This is a genomic window from Faecalibacterium sp. Marseille-Q4164, assembly GCF_017377545.1.
GTDB lineage: Bacteria > Bacillota > Clostridia > Oscillospirales > Ruminococcaceae > Faecalibacterium > Faecalibacterium duncaniae.
In genome coordinates, this window is sequence record NZ_JAFREJ010000005.1 from 115,083 (window position 1) to 133,422 (window position 18,340).

The window sequence follows — 18,340 nt, forward strand, 5'->3', positions numbered from 1 at the left end:
TGCTGTATACTAAGTCTATTCTTTATTCTTGTAAAGGAGGGCGGGCAGATGAGCATTGGGCCAAGTATGCCGCTGCGGCTGGAAAAGCCGGAGGGCATCGACCTTGCACAGGCGGCGCGGTACTTCGGGGCCCGGGGCGGCGCGGACGCGGCCACCCAGGCATTGCTGGAAAAATGCGCCGTGCCGCTGCTGGCGGCAGCCACGCCCCGGGCAGTCTGGCTGGAGGCCGACCCCGACAGCCTGACAGCGGCGGGCATTCTGGCGGGGGAAGATGTGGCAAAGCATCTGGAAGGCTGCACCGCCGCCCTGCTGCTGGCTGTAACGCTTGGCCCCGGTGTGGATGTCCAGATCCGCCGGGCCGGTGTAGGCGATATCGCCGCCGGTGTGGCATCGGATGCGCTGGGCTCTGCGCTGGCCGAACAGGCTGCGGAGGCCGCTGAGGCTGAGCTGCGCCAGTGGGCCGCCCGGCAGGGCAAGTATCTGACGGGGCGCTATTCCCCGGGCTACGGGGACTGGCCCCTTGCCGTGCAGCCGCTGTTGGCGGCAGCGCTGGACACCGCCCGCCGCGCCGGGCTCTGTGTCACGGAAAACAACCTGATGACCCCCCGCAAGAGCATCACGGCCATTCTGGGGGTCAGCGATCACCCGGTCCGGGGTCATCTGGCGGGGTGCGGGCACTGCGTGCTCCGCACCCGGTGCGAATATAGAAAGAGGGGGATCACCTGTGCAAGCGAATGAACTGTTTGACCGGCCCAATACCATCCTGCTGGATGGCGGCATGGGCACCATGCTGCAGGCAGCGGGCCTGAAACTGGGGGCCCGCCCCGAGGAGCTGAATATCACCGACCCGGCGCTCATCGAGAGCATCCATGCCCGGTACGCCGCCGCAGGCAGCCGCATCATCAATGCCAATACCTTTGGCGCTTCCGCCCACAAGCTGGCAGGCAGCGAGTACACGCTGGAGGAGATCATTGCGGCGGGCATTGCCAACTGCAAGCGGGCCTGTGCCCCTTACGGCGCACTGGCCGCACTGGATGTGGGCCCCCTGGGGGAGCTGCTGGAACCCAACGGCACCCTTGCGTTTGAGGATGCCGTGGCAGAGTATGGCCGCATCGTCCGGGCAGGCGTGGCCGCCGGGGCTGACCTCGTGTTCCTTGAGACCTTTACCGATCTGTATGAGCTGAAGGCCGCCCTGCTGGCCGTCAAGGAGAACAGCAGCCTGCCCGTGCTGGCCAGCATGAGCTTTGAAGCAGGCGGCCGCACCTTTACCGGCTGCACGGTCGAGAGCTTTGCCGCCACCGCCCGTGGTTTGGGGGCCGATGCCGTGGGCATCAACTGCTCTCTTGGCCCCAAGGAGATCTTCCCCATGGCAAAGCGGCTGACCGAAGCCCTGCCCGGCAGCTTCCCGGTGTTCGTCAAGCCCAACGCGGGCCTGCCCCGTGCCGATGGCTCTGGCTACGATATCACCCCGCAGCTCTACGCCATGCAGATGAAGCCCTACCGGGAACTGGGCCTGTTTGCTGCAGGCGGCTGCTGCGGCACCACCCCGGAGTTCATCCAGCTGCTGAACGGCGTGTTTGCCGATTGCAGGCCGGGCCGCCCTGACCACCCCATGAAGTCGGTGGTGTGCAGCCCCATGGACTGCGTGGATGTGGACGGCATCACGGTGGTGGGTGAGCGCATCAATCCCACCGGCAAAAAGCGGTTCCAGCAGGCCCTGCGGGAAGGGGATATGAACTATGTGCTGGAACAGGCCGTGAGCCAGACCGAGGCCGGGGCCCAGATCCTGGATGTGAACGTGGGTGCGCCCGGTGTGGATGAGCCTGCCCTGATGGAGCAGGTGGTCAAGGCGCTGCAGAGCGTGGTCAGCCTGCCGTTGCAGCTGGATTCCTCCCATGCCGAGGCGCTGGAACGGGGCCTGCGGGTCTACAACGGCAAGCCCATCGTCAACTCGGTGAACGGCGAGGAGGAAAAGCTGAACACCATCCTGCCCCTGTGCAAAAAGTACGGCGCGGCGGTGGTCGGCCTTGCCATTGACGAGCGGGGCATCCTGCCCAAAGCCGAGGACCGCGTGGCCATTGCCCGCCGCATCCGGGACGCGGCACTGGCGGCAGGCATCCCGCAGGAGGACATCTATATCGACTGCCTGACCCTGACGGCCAGCGCCCAGCAGGAGGATGTGCTTGCCACGGTGCAGGCCCTTCACGCCTGCAAGGAGGAGCTGGGGGTGCGCACCATTCTGGGCGTGTCTAACATCAGCTTCGGCCTGCCCTGCCGCTCCTACCTGAACACCACCTTCCTCACCATGGCCATGTATGCCGGGCTTGACCTTGCCATTATGAACCCCTCCAGCGAGGAGATGATGGCGGCGGTCTATGCTTACAACGTTCTGACCAACCGGGACAAGCAGAGCACGAAGTACATTGAGCGGTATGCCAACCGGGTGCCCGCTTCTGCCGCACTGGTGCAGGCCGTGCAGAATGCCCAGACCGCCCCGGCAGCAGGCGAAACACCGGAGGCCGCCGGCCCCTATGCCCCCTTGATGAAGGCGGTGGAAAAGGGTCTGAAGGGCGAGGCAGCTGCCCGCACCCGGGCGCTGCTGGAGGAAAAGGAGCCGCTGGAGCTGGTGGACGAAGCCCTCATTCCGGCGCTGGATATCGTGGGCGCAAAGTATGAAAAGGGCACCCTCTTCCTGCCGCAGCTGCTGCAGGCGGCCACCGCCGCGCAGGGGGCTTTTGAGGAGATCAAGACCGCCATTGCCCAAAAGGGCGAGGGCAGCGCCAGCAAGGGACGCATCGTCATTGCCACCGTCAAGGGAGATGTCCACGACATCGGCAAGAACATCGTCCGGGTTATCCTGGAGAATTATGGCTTTGAGGTCATCGACCTGGGCCGTGACGTGCCGGTGGAAACGGTCGTGAATACCGTCCGGGAGAAGGATGTGCATCTGGTGGGGCTTTCCGCTCTGATGACCACCACCCTCAAGAGCATGGAGGAGACCATCCGGGCCCTGCACGATGCCAAGCTGGACTGTAAGATCATGGTGGGCGGCGCTGTGCTGACCCCCGAATATGCAAAAAAGATCGGTGCCGACTGGTACGCCAAGGATGCCAAGCAGAGTGCCGATATTGCCAAGGAGTTCTTTGGCGTATAAGTTGGGATATTAAGAGAAAACGACCCTCTCCGCATTGTAATTCCCGGAGAGGGTCGTTTTTTTGCTTACTTCTTGATCCAGTTGTCCACTGCGCTCACCAGAACCCTGCCCCGGCGGCCCAGGAGCTTGGGCAGGAGCATCCGGGCCATGGCCCAGACACCTGCAAAGTTGAACAGGATGATGGCGGCGGTCAGGAGGCCTGTCCACAGGCCGTAGAGCGGAGGCTCGGCCAGCAGGAGCAGGGCCTCGCCCGCCAGCACGCCGAAGTTCACCGCCACCCGGCCCGGGTGGATGGACATACCGATCATGTTGTGGGCATCCAGCGCGCGCAGCACGAACACGATGCCCAGACCGAAGAAGGAAGCCACCGTTGCGCCGATGGGCCCCCACCACTTGATGAAGAAGTAGTTCATAATGCAGTTGCTCACGGCACCGGCCAGCATGGTCCACAGGCTGTGGGTGGACTTTTTGTTGACAACGTATGCGCTGTTGAGGAACTGGTTGAAGCAGCTGCAGGTGGAAGCCAGCGTCAGGAAGGGCACAAAGTGCCAGGCGTAGTAGTAGTTGGACTTCATCACGTGCATGACCGGGCGGCAGAGCCAGATGATGCCCGCCGCACAGTAGAACAGCACCGAAGAATAGGTGCGGAAGATCTTGGTAAAGAACCGGGCGCGGCCCTCCTCCTCGGTCACGGCGGAGAGCTGCCAGGCATCGTAGAAGATCAGGCCCAGCGTGGTCAGGATGGTGGGCAGGAAGTAGCCGGTGGAAAGCAGGCCGCTCCAAGCGTCACCGCTGTGGCCGTCCAGCCCGCCGCACATCTCGCGCACGAAGAACAGGTCCGATGCGTTGATGACCCAGAAGCTGATCTGGGCTGGGATCATGGGCAGGGAAAAGCGGAGCATCTGCTGCCAGAGATCCCGGTTCAGGCCCTTGAGCTCCACATAGTTCCACAGCCTGCCGGTGATGCAGAGGAAGAGCACGCTGACCAGGTCACCGCTGATGATGGCCAGCAGGTAGCCGTTGGCCCCCCAGTGGAAGCCCACAAGGTAGAGCACATAGAACATCAGGGTGGCAAAGGTGCACAGGATGCCGTCCACGGCCACCAGCTTGTTCCACTGGCGGCTGCGCACGAACTGGGTGCAGAGGGTGCGCAGGCAGCTCATCAGGACGTAGATGTAGATGAGGAAGCCGTACTGCGCCATATCGGGCAGGAACTGCGCCACAGGCCAGCAGAGGATCAGGATGCCGAAGCCCCCCAGAATGGTCAGCAGGCCGTTGGTGAACACCTGCTTTTCGCTGTTGCCCTTGTCCAGACCAAAGCGGATGATGGCGTTGGACATGCCCATCGAGACAAAGGGGATGAGCAGGTTTGCATACTGGCTCAGGATCTTCGCCAGACCCAGATCGGCGATCTCGGCCATGGCGTAGGTCAGGAACGGCTGCACCAAAAGGGTCAGCAGCTTAGACGAAAAGCTCGAAATGGCAAAGATAATGGTGTTTCCGGCCAGCTTTGAATATTTGTCGCCGCCGGAGGTCTTTTTTTCACTTTCCAAGGGTCGAACCCCTCCTGTTGATTTTTATCACGAGGTTTATTTCAATAAAGCCCGCCGTTCTTTCCAGTCCGGCAGCAGCTTTTCCACCTCGGCCCAGAAGGCCGGGCTGTGGTTGGGCTGCAGGAAGTGGCAGTACTCGTGCACCACCACATAGATCTGCGCGGCGGGCGGCATATTGTAGAGCTGCAATGCAAAGGTGATCTGCCGCCGTTTCATGTAGCATACGCCCCACCTGCTGGTCATGTCCCGCACCCTGATGGTGGGCTTCTGCCCGCCCAGCACCCCGGCAAAGGCCGGGTAGACCTTGTCGCTCATGGCGGTAAAACAGGCCAGGGCCTCCGCCTGGGAGGGCAGGGGCTGGTCATTCCGGGCGTTCCGCCGCAGCTGGCGGGAGACCGCCTCCCGGATCCACTGGGCCTGCTCTGTCACAAAGGCATCGGCAAAGCCCACCGTGTAGGACCACGGGATGCTCACGGCCACGGTGCCGTCCCGCCGGATGTGCAGGTTGAGCCGCTTGACCTTTTTGCGGGTCAGCTCATAGGGAATGCCTGCGGCGGTGCGCCGGGTCACTTCTGGCTTGCGCTGCGGCATTTCAGCCAGTCCTCCACGGGCAGCTGTGCCAGGACCACCGCTGCAAAGATGAGGGTGCAGCCAAAGACCTCCCGCATGGAAAGACTCTGGTGGAGCAGCAGCCAGCCGCCCAGCGCGCTGAACACGCTTTCCAGACACATGATAAGGCTTGCAATGGCGGGGTTTACGTCCCGCTGGCCCAGGATCTGCAGGGTGTAGGCCACGCCGCTGGACATCACGCCGCAGTAGGCCAGCGGGAGCCAGTTGGCCCCGAACTCGGCCAGGGTGGGATTCTCGAACAGGAGGGCGGCAGCGGTGCTCTCCACAGCCACCACAAAGAACTGCAGCAGGCTCAGGCGGACACCGTCCACCTGCGGGGCAAAGTGGTCCACCGTCATAATTTGAAAGCTGAACAGCACGGCGCAGGAAAGCAGGATCCAATCGCTGGCCTCAATGCCGCCAAAGCCGTTTTTCATGCAGAGCAGATAGAGCCCGCCCACGGCGATGACCATGCTCAGCCAGAGCCGGGCACTGCCCCGCCGCCCCAGAAACAGCCCGAACACCGGCACCAGCACCACATACATGGCGGTCAGGAAACCAGCCTTGGCCGTGGAAGGGTTGAGCGTGATGCCGATCTGCTGGGCAGCGGAGGCCGCAAACAGCAGGGTGCCGCAGCAAAGCCCCGCCGTCAGCAGATGTCTGCGGTCGGCAGGGGCTTTGGGCCAGCCATAGGCTGCGCCGTGCCTGCGGTGGAGGGCATCGAAAGCGCGGACGGTGGGCAGCAGCACCAGCACCGCCAGCCAGCTGCGCCCGGCCAAAAAGGAATAAGCCCCCATGCCGGAGCCTGCGCTCTGGGCCACGAACGCCGTGCCCCAGATAAAGGCGCAGAGCATCAGCATGAGAGAGTGTTTTGTTTGTGTGTTCATCTTAGCCGATGCCCTCCACTTTCATCAGACCGTAGAGGTAGTAACGGCTGGAATCGTAGGAAATGGTAACGCGGTAGCTTGCGTTGGGGTCAAGGTTGTCGATGTCGCAGTGGTAGTTCTGGCCGTCGGCGGTGAAATAGAAGGTGGTGTTGTCCACATACTGCGCGCCGCCGTCCACCTTTTTCCAGAGGGAGACCTTGAACTTCTGGGCACCGCCGTCGGTGGTGCCGCAGCCGTAAATGCTCAGCAGGCCGCTGGGCACGGTGAAGTATTCGGTCTGGCGGCTCCAGATGCCGTTGAACACGATGTTCAGCGCCCCGTTGGCCCGGGCTGTGGCGTATTTGGCCGTGGTATCGGCAATGCCATCGAGCATCAGCGGGTCAGAGCTGAGCACGGCCCACTGGGTGGTGTCGTCCTCCTGCACCTCGTTGGAAGATCCGAACACCTTTTGGACAATGCTCTTGCAGCCGGTCAGGACGACAACGGCCAGCACAGCTGCCAGCGCAAAGGCAAGGATTCGTTTTGTTTTACTCATGTTTTTCTATCCTCAAAAACAGCAGGTGAAAAATGCGATATTTTTGCATGATACCATAGTATACCGCATTTTTTTCCTGCTTACAAGGGATTTTCTGTGTCTTAGCCGTCCAATGCCGTCAGAGCGGCACGTTCGGCGGCGGCAAGGCCGCTTTCGTCGGAGCGGAACAGGGAACCATAGCGGTAGAGCGCCCAGCCCCCGGCACCGGCGCTGCGCAGGTCGGTCACCTGCCGGGCCAGCGCGCTGCCGGTGCACCACTGGCTGACGCTGTCGGCGTTGGCTCCACCGTCTCCCACACCGACCCGGTAGGCTCCCAGCCCGAAATAGAGGGCCGTGCTCTCTGCCCGGGGCAGGGCCAGCCACTCGGCAGTGATGTTCTCAAAGGCAAAGCGGGTGCTGCCGGAGGAGAGGGTATAGCCGTAGCCCCAGTAGATCTGGGGGCAGAGGTAATCCACAACGGCATCCGCACCGGAGGCCGTCAGCCAGACGGAGAGATCGGTGTACTGCTCGTTCCGGTCGTTGTCCGGATTGCCCTGGGGACTGACCCCGAACCGCAGGGTCGGGTCGGCGGCCTTGACGGCATCGTGGGCAGCCTTGACCAGCCGGGTCACATTGGCCCGCCGCCATGCGGTCAGGTCGGTTTCTCCGCTGGCTGCAAACTGCGCCGCATCAATGGAAGGATCGGTGGTGGGGTAGAAGTAGTCGTCAAAGTGGATGCCGTCCACGGCGTAATTCTGCACCAGCTCTGCCACGCCCTGCACCACATAGTCGGCAGCCTCCGGAATGGCGGGGTTCAGGTAGGCCCCCTCGTTCACGGTGCAGATCCACTCCGGGTGGGTGTTCAGCAGGCTGCTCTCTGCAATAGCAGGGGGCATGGAAGCCGAGCTCCTGAGCCGGTAGGGGTTGACCCAGGCCTCCAGCGAAAGCCCCCGGGCGTGGGCCTCGGTCAGCAGCACGTCCAGCGGGTCAAAGCCCGGGTCCTGCCCCTGCACGCCGGTGCACAGGTGGCTCCACGGGAAGAGGCTGCTCCGGTAAAGCGCATCTCCGAAGGGCCGCACCTGCGCAATGACGGTGTTCAGCCCAAGGGACAGGCAGTTGTCCATCAGCGCGGCGGCATCGGCCCGGAACGCGCTTTCTGAGGAAAAGTCCATCTCTGCAAATTCGAGATAGCTCACCCACACCGCCCGCCACTCGCCGCTGGGCAGGGCGGGGTTGGGGGCAGCCTGTGGCGATGGCGCAGGCTCCGCGTTGTTTCCTGCCGGGATAGAACGCAGCAGATAATACGTCAGGGCGGCAGATACAGAGCCGCCCAGTCCGATCAGGAAGGCGCGGCGGCCAACCCGGCGCTTGCGGTGCCGGTTCCGCCGCCGCTGGGTCATGCGTCTTCCTCCTGCATCTTGTACAGGCTCAGTGCCGCCCAGCCCCGGGCGCAGGCCAGCAGCACCCAGAGCAGATTGGCCCAGAAGCTCAGGCCTGCCATGCCGCCGTAGACCGTGAGCAGGACAAAGAGCAGGTGGAACGCCTCAGCGGCACCCACCAGCTGCAGCTGGCGCTGGATGGGCCTGCCCTTTTGGTACTCCAGTGCCAGCAGAGCGGGCCAGACCAGTGCGGAGAATAAGTAGGCTGCCCAGCCGTTCAGCACATAGCTGAGCATGAGCAGGACAAAAATCAGGAAATAGCTGCGCTTGTCCTTGGGGTCAGAGCCCTTTTCAGCGGCCAGAAACAGGATGGTGATGCCGGTGATGCAGAACGCGACCATCTCCAGAAACGAAAAATCCATGCCGCCCAGCACGGCAAAGCCGTTGAGCATGGATGCCGCTGCCGCGCACAGCAGGAAGAAATACCAGGTCTTATGGGTGAATTTGAGCTTCATAGGGGGAAGTCCTCCAGCAAAAATTTGGATTGTTTCAAATATTATAACACAATTTTCCGCAGGTTGTGTTACAATAAGGAAAACATGATTCAAAATCTGCGGAGGAACCCATGAACGTTGTATTCTCACTCATCCTGCTGGCGGCCGCCCTGGGCTGCATCGTTTTTCTGCTCACCCGGCGGGAAAACGCCCGCCGCAGCCAGTATGGCCCCAGCGGCCTTTCCGAATTCCGCACCGACCTGCCGCTGGACGACTGCTTCGACCGGCTGGACCAGCACAGCCCGGACGATGAATTCGCCTACGAGTGCCGCCGTGAGAACGATGGCGGCTTCCTGCTCCATCTGACCCTGCACCAGCCTACCCAGCAGCCGCTGGACACCCTGTATACCCTCCGGCTTGACCCCGGGCGGCAGACCATCGCCACCCTGATCTTCATCCGGGAGGCCTTTGGCTACAAGGAGCCGCTTTTTCCGCAGGAAATGCTGGACAAGTTCATGCAGCAGAAGCTGGAAGCCCACCGCACAAAATAATTTTGCCCGAAACGCTTTTCATTTCGCGCGTTTTTTGTTATACTTACTTGTGCGCCCGGTAAACCGGGCAATGGGGGCTAGTAGCTCAGTTGGTCAGAGCTGGCGGCTCATAACCGCCAGACCTTACCGTTTCCACCTTTTCCAAACAGCGTTTTTCCGTTGTTTTTTGGTTTGCTAGTGGCTTAAAAATCGGACTTGGGTATTTTCTGGGTACGAAAGCCACTTTACAGATCTTTGAAACAACGTCATAAGGGCCATTAGCTTAACGGTTAAAGCCGGCGGCTCATAACCGCTCCAGTGGGGGTTCGAATCCCTCATGGCCCACCAAACAAGAAAAATCCGAACCTATTTCCGATTGGAGAAGGGTTCGGATTTTTCGTTTTCTTCGGGTACAACAACGAAGGTTCCTGTGGACGGCGCAAAACTCCGATACCTTGTCATAGACCGTAAGCCAATAACAAGATTTGGAGGGTATGATTATGAAGTACGATGAAAGAGCCTGCAAGTTTAATATGGACACTGGCTGCGTGGAACTGCTGCTCCGGGATGGGAGAAAAATTTCCATTGACTGCACCGGGGTCGAGGATGAATTGGACGTGACCATGGCGCAGAGGTCGGAGTTGGATTATCTCATCTACAATGACCCGCTTGGCTATGCGGATTTGATTCTGAACGGTGACCCGGAGAAATATTTGAAGAATGTGGCTGGAAGCCATGGGCTAGAAGATTAAGAGAAAAGTGCAGAGCACCTTATTCAGGGTGCTCTGCGCTTTTCTGTATCTTGCGCCATTGTTGCGGGGTCATGCCGTACTTTTGCCGGAACAGTTCGTAGAAGTGGGTGCGGTTGGTAAATTTGAGTTGTAGGGCGATCTCACTGACGGAAAGTGTTGTTTCCCGCAGCAGCCGTTCAGCCTTCTGGAAACAGAAGGTCATGCCGTAATCGAAAAGACACAGACCGGTGCGGCGCTGGACGATGGAATTGAGGTAGCTGCCATTGTAATTCAAAAGCCGTGCTAGTTCGCTGCGAGGCAACCGACCATCTGTATCTTCCAGCAAACGGCTGATACGCAGAAAGAGCAGGCTTTCAGGGCTGCTGCTCAGGTGCACCGGGGTGACATAGAACCCGGACGACAGAAAATCGAACAGTTCGCAAAGTGCGCCCTTCAAATAATAGGTGGCGGCGGCACTGGGTTCGTGCAGGATGTGGGTCATGCGGGCGATGAGCGTTGCCAGGGTTTGAACACTATCGGTGTTTTCCGGTGTGGGGAAAAGGTCCTGATATTCCTTTCGGAGGTCTTGTCCCAGATTTGCCAGCATGAACTGCAAAACGGGATTTTCCGGCAGATGGCGCTCGGCTTCAAATAATTGCAGGGATGCAGATTCCGTCAGGCTGCGGACAAAATCCACAGACAGACCAATAAAACAGAGCTTGGCGGGGCCAATGAAGCGTTCGTTATGGAGGATGCTGCGGTTTACCAGACAACAGGTTCCGGCACGGTAGGGGTATTCTTTTTCCTCGATCTGTTGGATGACCTCCCCTTCCAACACCAGCATCAGTTCAAAATAATCGTGGCGGTGCAGCGGACGGGAGCTGAGGGCACGGAATAAAGCATCCATAGAGTTTTCATGCAGCCAGCAGCCATTCGGTGAGAACATCTGAATGCTGTATTGGTCGGTTTCTCCCAGACCGGTACAGGACTCCAGTGTGATCTGTACCGGGGACATGATCTTGTAGAAGGTAGAGAGCTGACTGCCCCAGTTTTCAACCTCCAAAATATTCTCATAGCTGGTGGAATCCGGTTTCATGAAAGAGTCTCCTTTTTTCGCAATGTGCGAATATGATACAATCTGATGGATGCGGCACACGATGCTGTCATTGTGGAATGTGAACGGAATTGCTAAAATATAGGCACAATACAAAAACATTCTGTAAAAGCTGTGCGGCCGATGGCTTTATTATAGAGTGCTTTTGAAAAAATGTAAAGCGACAGACGCATTCTGTCGCCGTGAATGATACAGCACATCTTGAAAGGAGAATCCCCATGTCTGCTACTGCAACGACAGAGAAAAAATATCTGAAATGGTATCAGAAGCTGGCCTACGGTTCCGGCGATCTGGCCTCTAACTGCTCCTATGGTCTGGTTTCCAGCTTTGTACTGCTTTATCTGACCGGAACACTGGGTCTGGACAGCGCCATCATTGGCTCTTTGATGCTGGCTTCCAAGGTTCTGGACGGCATCAGCGATGTGATCTTTGGCACCCTGATCGACCGCACCCACTCCAAGCTGGGCAAGGCACGTCCGTGGATGCTGTTTGGTCAGGTAGGTGTTTCCCTCTGCCTGTTTTTGCTGTTTGCCATCCCGGCTGGCAGCACCACCATGCAGTATATCTACTTCTTCATCGTGTACACGGCACTGAACGCAGTGTTCTATACTGCCAACGGCATTGCATATTCCTCTCTGGTGGCACTGATCACCAAGAACAACAATGAGCGTGTGCAGCTGGGCTCCTTCCGTTTTATGTTTGCGGTCGTCACCAACATCTTTATGGGCTTTGCCGTTACCGGCATGGTGGAGAAGTTCGGCAGCGGTGCCGCAGGCTGGCGTACCACGGCTCTGATCTTCGCGATCGTTGGTCTGGTGGTCAACACCATCAGCTGCCTTGCAGTTAAAGAGCTGCCGGAGGAAGAACTGAGCGGCAACACCAGCGAAGCCGCAGAGGAAGGCAAAGCAGTTGCCGAGGAGAAAAAGCATGGCTTTGCCGAGACTGCTAAGATCCTCGTCCACAACAAGTATTACCTGATGATCCTTGCCATCTACATCGTGTACTATATCATGAGCAACCTGACCACCGGTGCCGGTGTGTTCTGCGCCACCTATTACTGGGGCGATGGCAGCCTGCTGGGTCAGTTCTCCATGATGAAGATGTTCCCTGTTATCATCGCACTGGCCTTTGCGCCTGTCCTCATCAAAAAGACCGGCAGTATGCAGAAGGTCAACTTCTGGGGCTACGCCATCAGCAGCGTGCTGGGCATTCCCATGATCTACTTTGCCATGCAGAAGAATCTCTCCATGTTCCTGCTGTTCATGTTCATCAAGGGCGTCTTTGCAGGTACCCTCAGCGGCTCTTTGAACGCTCTTATTGCTGAGGCCAGCGGCTACACCACACGCACCACCGGCGTCCACATGGACGGTATGATGTACAGCTGCTCCTCTCTGGGCGTGAAGGTCGGCGGCGGCATCGGTACTGCGGCTGTGGGTTGGCTGTTGAAGCTGGGCGGCTTTGTGGGCACCGCAACGGTCCAGAGCGAAAGCGCCATTCGGATGATCTTCAACCTGTACATCACCTTCCCCTTTGTGATTGGCATCATTATTACAGTGCTGCTGGCTTTCCTTGATGTGGAAAAGGCCAATAAGAAGTGGGATGCTGAACACAAGAAAGAGGCACAGGCATGATTCGACAGAATTTCAACGCAGATTGGACGGTAGAAAAGGGCGATGGCAATTCCCGGATGAATTCCTTTCTGGGAAATACCCAGACCAAAACCGTGCATCTGCCCTACGATGCCATGATCCATGAAGCCCGCACCCCGGACACAAAAAACGGTGCACAGACCGGCTTCTACCCCGGCGGCGAGTACATTTTTCAGAAGCATTTCACCGCACCGCAGGCGTGGCAAGGCAAGCCGGTGTCCCTCGTATTTGAGGGCGTGTACCAGACGGCGCTGGTCTACCTGAACGGCTGGCTGCTGACCCGGAACGTGAACGGCTATGCGGAGTTTACCGTGGAGGCTGGTCCCTACCTGAAATATGGTGCCGACAACCTGCTGAAGGTCATTGCAGATAACAGTCTGGAACCCAACAGCCGCTGGTATACCGGCAGCGGCATCTACCGCCCGGTGCGGCTGCTGGTGGGCAACAAGGTCTATCTGCCGCAGGATACCGTGCGTATCACCACCCGGGAGGCGGACGAGGGCTTTGCCCTGCTGGATGTGACGGCACAGGTGCAGTCTGCCAGCACTGTTACAGAACGGGTGACCCTGCAGCAGACCATCTGCCGGAAGGGCACGGCAGTGCTCACCGACCGGCAAAACCTCCTGCTCCAACCCGGCGAAAGCAGAACCGTCTCCTTCCGGTACTGCGTGGACAGCCCGGCTCTGTGGAGCCCGGAGAACCCCAACCTCTACACCAGCATCATGCAGGTGCTGGAGGGCGAGGAAGAACTGGACCGGGAAGAGACCGGCTTCGGCATCCGTACCCTGAGCATCGATGCAGCGCATGGGGTACGCATCAACGGGCAGACCGTCAAGCTACGGGGTGCCTGCATCCACCACGACAACGGCATTCTTGGTGCAGCTACCCTGCCCGATGCCGAGGAGCGCCGCATCCGTCAACTGAAGGAAGCGGGCTTCAACGCCATCCGCTCCTCCCATCACCCGGCAGGGCGGGCGCTGCTGGATGCCTGCGACCGGTACGGTGTGCTGGTAATGGACGAGCTGAGCGACGTATGGAACGTGCGGAAAAACCCCTACGACTATGCTCTGTACTTTGAGCAGGACTGGAAGCCCACCATTCAAAAGATGGTGGCCAAGGATTACAACCATCCCAGTGTTATTTTGTACTGTGTGGGCAACGAGATCTCCGAGGCTGGCTCGGAAAGCGGAGCAGAGACCAACCGGCGGCTCTGCAACACCTTCCGGGAGCTGGACCCTACCCGCTACACCACCAACGCCCTTAACGGCCTTATGGCAGCCGGTTACCGCCTGCGGGAGATCATGGGGGATGTGATGCGAAAATTCCCGGCGCAGCCCGGTCCCTCCGGCGGCGATGGCGGCGGCAGCAATGCCCTGAACAGCTTTATGAGCCTGATGTCCGGGGAAAAGGGCGACTACTTTGCCACCCATCCGTTGCTGACCGAGGCGCTGTCCGGTTGCGAGGATTCCTGCGATGTCATTGGTCTGAACTACCTTACCGGACGCCATGTGCTGGAGCATGAACTGCACCCCCACAAGGCAGTGCTGGGCACCGAGACTTACCCGGCAGATATCGTGCGGCTGTGGCGCATCGTGGAGGAGAATCCTCACATGATCGGCGACTTCACATGGGCTGGCTACGATTATCTGGGCGAGGCCGGCTGCGGCATCTTCCATTACGATGGCGGTGCCAACTTCAGCAGCATCTACCCGGAACGCACCGCCTGCATTGGAGATCTGGATCTGCTGGGCAACCGCCGCCCCATCAGCTATCTGCGGGAGATCGTTTACGGTCTGCGGAAGGCACCTTATCTGGCAGTGCTGCGGATGGAACACAACGGTCAGACCTCCAGCAAAACGCCTTGGATGTTCAAGGATAACCTTGCCAGCTGGACATGGCCCGGTTTTGAGGGACAGACGGCTTCGGTGGATGTGTACTCCGCCTCAGAGGAAGTGGAACTGTTCCTGAACGATGCTTCTCTGGGCCGCCGTACCGTGGTGGATTTTACCGCCACCTACAGCGTGCCCTACGCTCCCGGCGAGCTGAAGGCTGTGGGCTATACCGGCGGTGTGTGTGACGGCGAGTTCACGTTGCGCACCGCACAGAATGCACAGCTGACCCTTACAGCAGACCGTAAGACCCTGCAAGCCAACGGCGAGGATGCCGCCTTTGTGACGATCCAATTCGTGGACGCAAATGGCACCGCCGATCTGCACGCCAAACACACCCTGAAGGTGGAGCTGGAGGGTGCAGGCATTCTGGAAGCTGTAGGCAGCGCAAACCCCTGCTCCGAGGAGCGTTACGACACCCCGGAAAGCGAGACCTTTGACGGCTGCTGTATGGCGGTGATCCGTGCAGGAGAAGCTGCGGGCGAAATTCATCTGACCGTCACAGCAGATGACAGCGTTCAGAAGCAGCTGACGATCCTGATTCAGGAAGCAGAGGGCTGAAGCTCAAAAAGCCGGTGAAGGCTCAAAACAAAAACAGGGTGCGCCCCGAATAGGACGCACCCTGCCAAAGACCACAGACGATAACGATATGTACAACAGGGCGTTCCCCGTAGCAGAGTTCCCATAAAACAGTATTTGCAAAAGCTCCCGAAATGGGGAAGATTTGGCGTGACTTCGGTCACGCCTTTTCTTTTGCTTCCAGTTCATCCAGAGGGATGTACCCCAGCCCATCGTACTTGATATGGATGTGCTGCACCCGCTTTCCGCTGGACTTATCCGGGGCATCCACATAGATGGCCGACACCAGTTCACGGAGAGCATAAGGGGTGAGTTCTTCAATATGAACGTACTTGTGCGCTTTCTGGACGAACTTTTCAATATTCTCGATCTGCTGTTCCTGTACTTCAATTTTCTGCTGGATGGAGAGAACTTCCTCTTCCAGCTGCTTCTGTTCGGCATCGTAGCTCTGACTCATCATGTCGAAGCGGTCATCGCTAAGCTTTCCGTTAACATTGTCCTCGTAAATCTTCATGAACAGCCGTTTGAGGTCTGCGATTCGCTTCTCATTCCGGGCAAGCTGCTTCTTCAGGACAGTCAGCTTTTCGGTGCTTTCCACCCGAAGCTGCTCCTCCATGACCTTGCGGAAGTAGTCCTCATGACAGAGGATGTAGTCCGTCACCCGCTGAACATGACTCAGCACACGTCCTTCCAGAACCTTTACCCGGATGAAATGTCCCTTGCACTCGCTCCCGTTCTTCTTGTGCAGAGAGCAATCGAAGAAGTCTTGACTGAAGTCCCTGTTATTGGACGAACCATATTGCATCTTGGAACCGCAGTCAGCGCAGTAGACCATACCGGAGAAAATGCTGCTCTTGCCTGTTCGGGTCATACGGTGACGCTGGCTGCGAATCTCCTGAACCTTTTCAAACACATCATCGTCAATAATGCGCTCATGTGTATCCGGGAAGATAGCCTGATTTTCCACGGGATTCAGATGTCTCTTTTTATCCCAGATAGAGTTAGTATAGGTCTTAAAGTTGACTGTGCAGCCAGTGTACTCCAGGCGTTCCAGAATCGAACTTACTGCTCTTTTATCCCAGCGATAAGGGTCTTCCGGGGCGGGTGAGTTCGTACTCAGGCCATGGCTCAACTTATAGGCGGTGGGAGTCAGAACTTTGTCCACCCACAGTTGGTTCGCAATTTGGGTCGGCCCACGTCCCTCCATGCACACGGAGAAGATGCGCTTCACAATCGCAGCCGCTTCCGGGTCAACAAGCCAATGCTTCGGGTTCTCCGGGTCTTTCACATAGCCGTAGGGGACATTGACCGTCAGCGGTACTCCACGCTCTCCCTTGGCCTTCTGGACAGCCCGAATCTTGCGGCTGGTATCGCGGGCGTAAAACTCGTTGAACCAGTTCTTAATGCCCGCAAAATCGTTGTTTACGCTGTTCGGGTCAATGGTGTCGTAATTGTCGTTAATGGCAATGTAGCGAACGCCATACTGGGGAAAGGTGAAGTTTGTGTACAGACCCGTCAAGGCAGAGTTGCGCCCCAGTCGGGACAGGTCTTTTGTGATAACGATTCCTACACGCCCTGCTTCGATCTCGACCAGCATACTCTGAAAGCCGGGGCGGTCATAGTTCGTGCCAGAATAGCCATCATCAACAAAGAACACCGGGTTCGAGAAGTGGTTCTTTTTAGCGTAGTCCAAAAGGATATCCTTCTGGTTCTCGATAGAAAGGCTTTCGCCGAGTCGCTCGTCCTCCTGCGACAGTCGGCAGTAAAGTGCGGTGATTTTATTCGTTGCTCCAGACATTGTTGTGTCCTCCTTATTCTGTGGAGCAACTGTCAGTACAGGATTGGTTACCGGGTCAAGTATAGCAGAATTGGGCGCAGTTGTCATTCGTCTGCACCCTCATCTTCAAATTTTTGCTGGGCGTTCTTGGCAACAATGCGCTCCAGCTTCTTCAAAAAGGACTCCTTGCCCTCATAGCTGCCGGTCACGGTGTAGGTGGTGTGACCGACTTTCTCCGTGGTAGTCAGTTCTGGAATCCAGAAGGCGGACAGGTTCTTGACATGGAGATTGCCGTTCTCATCTACATAGGAGCCGTGCTTCTTCTGCTCTTCGGTCAAGGGCTGCCGCTTGAAATAGATTTCATTTTCGGAGATGCTCACGGTTTCGCTGGCCTGCTCCTTCGGGGTATCGTCATACAGCTGGGCGAAAAATGCCAGTGCATCTTCGGGTGAGTCTTCCTCCATGAGCTGCTCGAAAATCCGCTGTTCCTCTGCCGAGAGGTTATTCCATGCGGCTTCCAACTCCTGCTCGTTGGCTGCGTTGACGAAGGCTTCGATCTCTTTTTTCATGGTGCATCCTCCTTTGGCTGCGAAAAGCGGATTTTCAAAAAGTATGGGTTTTCGTGAGAGCAAGAATCGTCCCGTGGCCACAAATTTTCAATTCTTGAAAATTCTTGCCCTTTTGGGACAGCTTCTTGTTGGGGCGTGCCTGCCCCAAACCCTGCTTAGGAGTGAGTGCAATATACTAGGAATTTATTTATTGCTTGCATCGGTTTTGTCGTTTCCCTTTTTCTTACGAGACAAACCTAAACAAAGATGCGTCGAGCCAAGGCAAAGAAATGATGAACCAAGACACAACCATACAACAGCCATAGAATTATCATTTCCACTTATGAAGCTAATAAGTGAAGCCATATATAACAGAGCAGAAGCTGCATAGAATAAGATAGATTTCTTGGTTTCTTTTTTCATAAATAATCGCCTCCACAAATCGATTTGTTGAGTCAATTATACCACGTTCTTTATCGAAATTACACCCTCTACATGGGAGAACTTGGCCGATTTACTGCGTACGTGCGTACCCATCTTCCGTATACACGTATGCGGCGATTTGCCCGAAACGCACTCTATACAGCCGTTCCCCCTCGGAGAGCCCACTACACTTTGCAGACCACAGGGATGAAAGTGTCATAGTGGGTTATTACACTTCCGCAGAAGTGCCTTCTCCTCGCCGCAGACAGCCGGGTGTGCCTTTTGTGAGAGCTTTCTGTGCGGCGAATCTACATCGCCCACAGGCGATGTAAGCAGGGATTCCAAAGGGGCGCAGCACCCTTGGCACACGACTTTGGTACAAAGTCTAGTGTGTTACACCTTTCCAGAGGTGTATACGTTCCTGAAATGCAAAAAGCCCCATACCCAACACCTTAACGGTGCGGACATGGGACTTGATGCTTCCTCGGCCTAGCCGGGTACTCCGTAACC

General features: G+C 57.7%; 16 protein-coding genes and 1 tRNA gene. 7 read left to right on the plus strand and 10 right to left on the minus strand.

What is annotated here, in order from left to right; genetic code table 11:
- Window positions 1-48: 48 nt before the first annotated feature.
- Window positions 49-738: a vitamin B12 dependent-methionine synthase activation domain-containing protein gene (locus J3352_RS07565; RefSeq protein ID WP_035394607.1), complete on the plus strand. Its 690-nt coding sequence runs from the start codon at window positions 49-51 to the stop codon at window positions 736-738.
- Entirely contained in the window at window positions 725-3,154 is a 2,430-nt protein-coding gene (locus tag J3352_RS07570) for a homocysteine S-methyltransferase family protein (RefSeq protein WP_005934574.1), read from the plus strand. The genes J3352_RS07565 and J3352_RS07570 overlap by 14 nt, the downstream gene beginning before the upstream one ends.
- Before the next feature lie 65 nt (window positions 3,155-3,219).
- On the opposite strand, the gene J3352_RS07575 is transcribed toward J3352_RS07570, so the two are convergent.
- From J3352_RS07575 to J3352_RS07600, 6 genes are all read right to left on the minus strand, one after another.
- A complete protein-coding gene (locus tag J3352_RS07575) occupies window positions 3,220-4,707 on the minus strand; it encodes a lipopolysaccharide biosynthesis protein (protein ID WP_156066627.1) in 1,488 nt (495 codons plus the stop codon).
- Between the two features lie 36 nt (window positions 4,708-4,743).
- A complete protein-coding gene (locus J3352_RS07580) occupies window positions 4,744-5,298 on the minus strand; it encodes a M48 family metallopeptidase (RefSeq protein ID WP_097773212.1) in 555 nt (184 codons plus the stop codon).
- Window positions 5,274-6,203, minus strand: a complete 930-nt coding sequence (locus J3352_RS07585; protein ID WP_156066625.1) for a DMT family transporter — start codon at window positions 6,201-6,203, stop codon at window positions 5,274-5,276. Before J3352_RS07585 ends, J3352_RS07580 begins: the two co-directional genes overlap by 25 nt.
- Window position 6,204: 1 nt before the next feature.
- A complete protein-coding gene (locus J3352_RS07590; RefSeq protein WP_156066623.1) occupies window positions 6,205-6,738 on the minus strand; it encodes a hypothetical protein in 534 nt (177 codons plus the stop codon).
- Between the two features lie 101 nt (window positions 6,739-6,839).
- The gene (locus J3352_RS07595) at window positions 6,840-8,117 is read right to left on the minus strand and encodes a glycoside hydrolase family 10 protein (RefSeq protein WP_156066621.1); all 1,278 of its coding nucleotides are present in this window, start codon (window positions 8,115-8,117) and stop codon (window positions 6,840-6,842) included.
- Window positions 8,114-8,611: a hypothetical protein gene (locus tag J3352_RS07600; RefSeq protein ID WP_005934562.1), complete on the minus strand. Its 498-nt coding sequence runs from the start codon at window positions 8,609-8,611 to the stop codon at window positions 8,114-8,116. Before J3352_RS07600 ends, J3352_RS07595 begins: the two co-directional genes overlap by 4 nt.
- 110 nt (window positions 8,612-8,721) lie before the next feature.
- Between J3352_RS07600 and J3352_RS07605 the strand changes: the two genes are divergently transcribed.
- The 3 genes from J3352_RS07605 to J3352_RS07615 all read left to right on the plus strand — a co-directional run bounded on the left by J3352_RS07605 (window position 8,722) and on the right by J3352_RS07615 (window position 9,872).
- Window positions 8,722-9,141 carry a hypothetical protein gene (locus tag J3352_RS07605; RefSeq protein WP_005934560.1) on the plus strand — a complete coding sequence of 140 codons (420 nt, stop codon included), beginning with the start codon at window positions 8,722-8,724 and terminating at the stop codon, window positions 9,139-9,141.
- A 251-nt stretch (window positions 9,142-9,392) separates the two neighbouring features.
- A tRNA-Ile gene (locus J3352_RS07610) sits at window positions 9,393-9,468 on the plus strand.
- Between the two features lie 152 nt (window positions 9,469-9,620).
- Window positions 9,621-9,872 carry a DUF6061 family protein gene (locus tag J3352_RS07615; protein ID WP_035394602.1) on the plus strand — a complete coding sequence of 84 codons (252 nt, stop codon included), beginning with the start codon at window positions 9,621-9,623 and terminating at the stop codon, window positions 9,870-9,872.
- 19 nt (window positions 9,873-9,891) lie between these two features.
- On the opposite strand, the gene J3352_RS07620 is transcribed toward J3352_RS07615, so the two are convergent.
- Window positions 9,892-10,947: an AraC family transcriptional regulator gene (locus tag J3352_RS07620; protein WP_035394599.1), complete on the minus strand. Its 1,056-nt coding sequence runs from the start codon at window positions 10,945-10,947 to the stop codon at window positions 9,892-9,894.
- A gap of 236 nt (window positions 10,948-11,183) precedes the next feature.
- On the opposite strand from J3352_RS07620, the gene J3352_RS07625 reads away from it, so the two are divergent.
- Together J3352_RS07625 and J3352_RS07630 are read left to right on the plus strand one after the other, a co-directional pair.
- Complete coding sequence (locus J3352_RS07625) at window positions 11,184-12,596, plus strand: MFS transporter (protein WP_005934545.1); 1,413 nt, start codon at window positions 11,184-11,186, stop codon at window positions 12,594-12,596.
- Window positions 12,593-15,064, plus strand: coding sequence for a glycoside hydrolase family 2 TIM barrel-domain containing protein (locus J3352_RS07630; protein ID WP_156066619.1), 2,472 nt, complete (start codon window positions 12,593-12,595; stop codon window positions 15,062-15,064). The genes J3352_RS07625 and J3352_RS07630 overlap by 4 nt, the downstream gene beginning before the upstream one ends.
- A 178-nt stretch (window positions 15,065-15,242) precedes the next feature.
- Here J3352_RS07630 and J3352_RS07635 read toward each other — a convergent pair whose 3' ends face one another.
- From J3352_RS07635 to J3352_RS07645, 3 genes are all read right to left on the minus strand, one after another.
- Window positions 15,243-16,880, minus strand: coding sequence for a recombinase family protein (locus tag J3352_RS07635; RefSeq protein WP_242699911.1), 1,638 nt, complete (start codon window positions 16,878-16,880; stop codon window positions 15,243-15,245).
- Between the two features lie 83 nt (window positions 16,881-16,963).
- A complete protein-coding gene (locus tag J3352_RS07640; RefSeq protein ID WP_005922204.1) occupies window positions 16,964-17,428 on the minus strand; it encodes a hypothetical protein in 465 nt (154 codons plus the stop codon).
- Window positions 17,429-17,611: 183 nt separating this feature from the next.
- Window positions 17,612-17,830 carry a hypothetical protein gene (locus J3352_RS07645; protein WP_080545308.1) on the minus strand — a complete coding sequence of 73 codons (219 nt, stop codon included), beginning with the start codon at window positions 17,828-17,830 and terminating at the stop codon, window positions 17,612-17,614.
- Window positions 17,831-18,340 lie beyond the last annotated feature (510 nt).

Coding starts and splice junctions, on each gene's coding strand:
- J3352_RS07565 (WP_035394607.1), top strand. CDS start 49: ATGAGCATTGGGCCAAGTATGCCGCTGCGGCTGGAAAAGCCGGAGGGC.
- J3352_RS07580 (WP_097773212.1), bottom strand. CDS start 5,298: ATGCCGCAGCGCAAGCCAGAAGTGACCCGGCGCACCGCCGCAGGCATT.
- J3352_RS07585 (WP_156066625.1), bottom strand. CDS start 6,203: ATGAACACACAAACAAAACACTCTCTCATGCTGATGCTCTGCGCCTTT.
- J3352_RS07590 (WP_156066623.1), bottom strand. CDS start 6,738: ATGAGTAAAACAAAACGAATCCTTGCCTTTGCGCTGGCAGCTGTGCTG.
- J3352_RS07595 (WP_156066621.1), bottom strand. CDS start 8,117: ATGACCCAGCGGCGGCGGAACCGGCACCGCAAGCGCCGGGTTGGCCGC.
- J3352_RS07600 (WP_005934562.1), bottom strand. CDS start 8,611: ATGAAGCTCAAATTCACCCATAAGACCTGGTATTTCTTCCTGCTGTGC.
- J3352_RS07605 (WP_005934560.1), top strand. CDS start 8,722: ATGAACGTTGTATTCTCACTCATCCTGCTGGCGGCCGCCCTGGGCTGC.
- J3352_RS07615 (WP_035394602.1), top strand. CDS start 9,621: ATGAAGTACGATGAAAGAGCCTGCAAGTTTAATATGGACACTGGCTGC.
- J3352_RS07620 (WP_035394599.1), bottom strand. CDS start 10,947: ATGAAACCGGATTCCACCAGCTATGAGAATATTTTGGAGGTTGAAAAC.
- J3352_RS07625 (WP_005934545.1), top strand. CDS start 11,184: ATGTCTGCTACTGCAACGACAGAGAAAAAATATCTGAAATGGTATCAG.
- J3352_RS07630 (WP_156066619.1), top strand. CDS start 12,593: ATGATTCGACAGAATTTCAACGCAGATTGGACGGTAGAAAAGGGCGAT.
- J3352_RS07635 (WP_242699911.1), bottom strand. CDS start 16,880: ATGTCTGGAGCAACGAATAAAATCACCGCACTTTACTGCCGACTGTCG.
- J3352_RS07640 (WP_005922204.1), bottom strand. CDS start 17,428: ATGAAAAAAGAGATCGAAGCCTTCGTCAACGCAGCCAACGAGCAGGAG.
- J3352_RS07645 (WP_080545308.1), bottom strand. CDS start 17,830: ATGAAAAAAGAAACCAAGAAATCTATCTTATTCTATGCAGCTTCTGCT.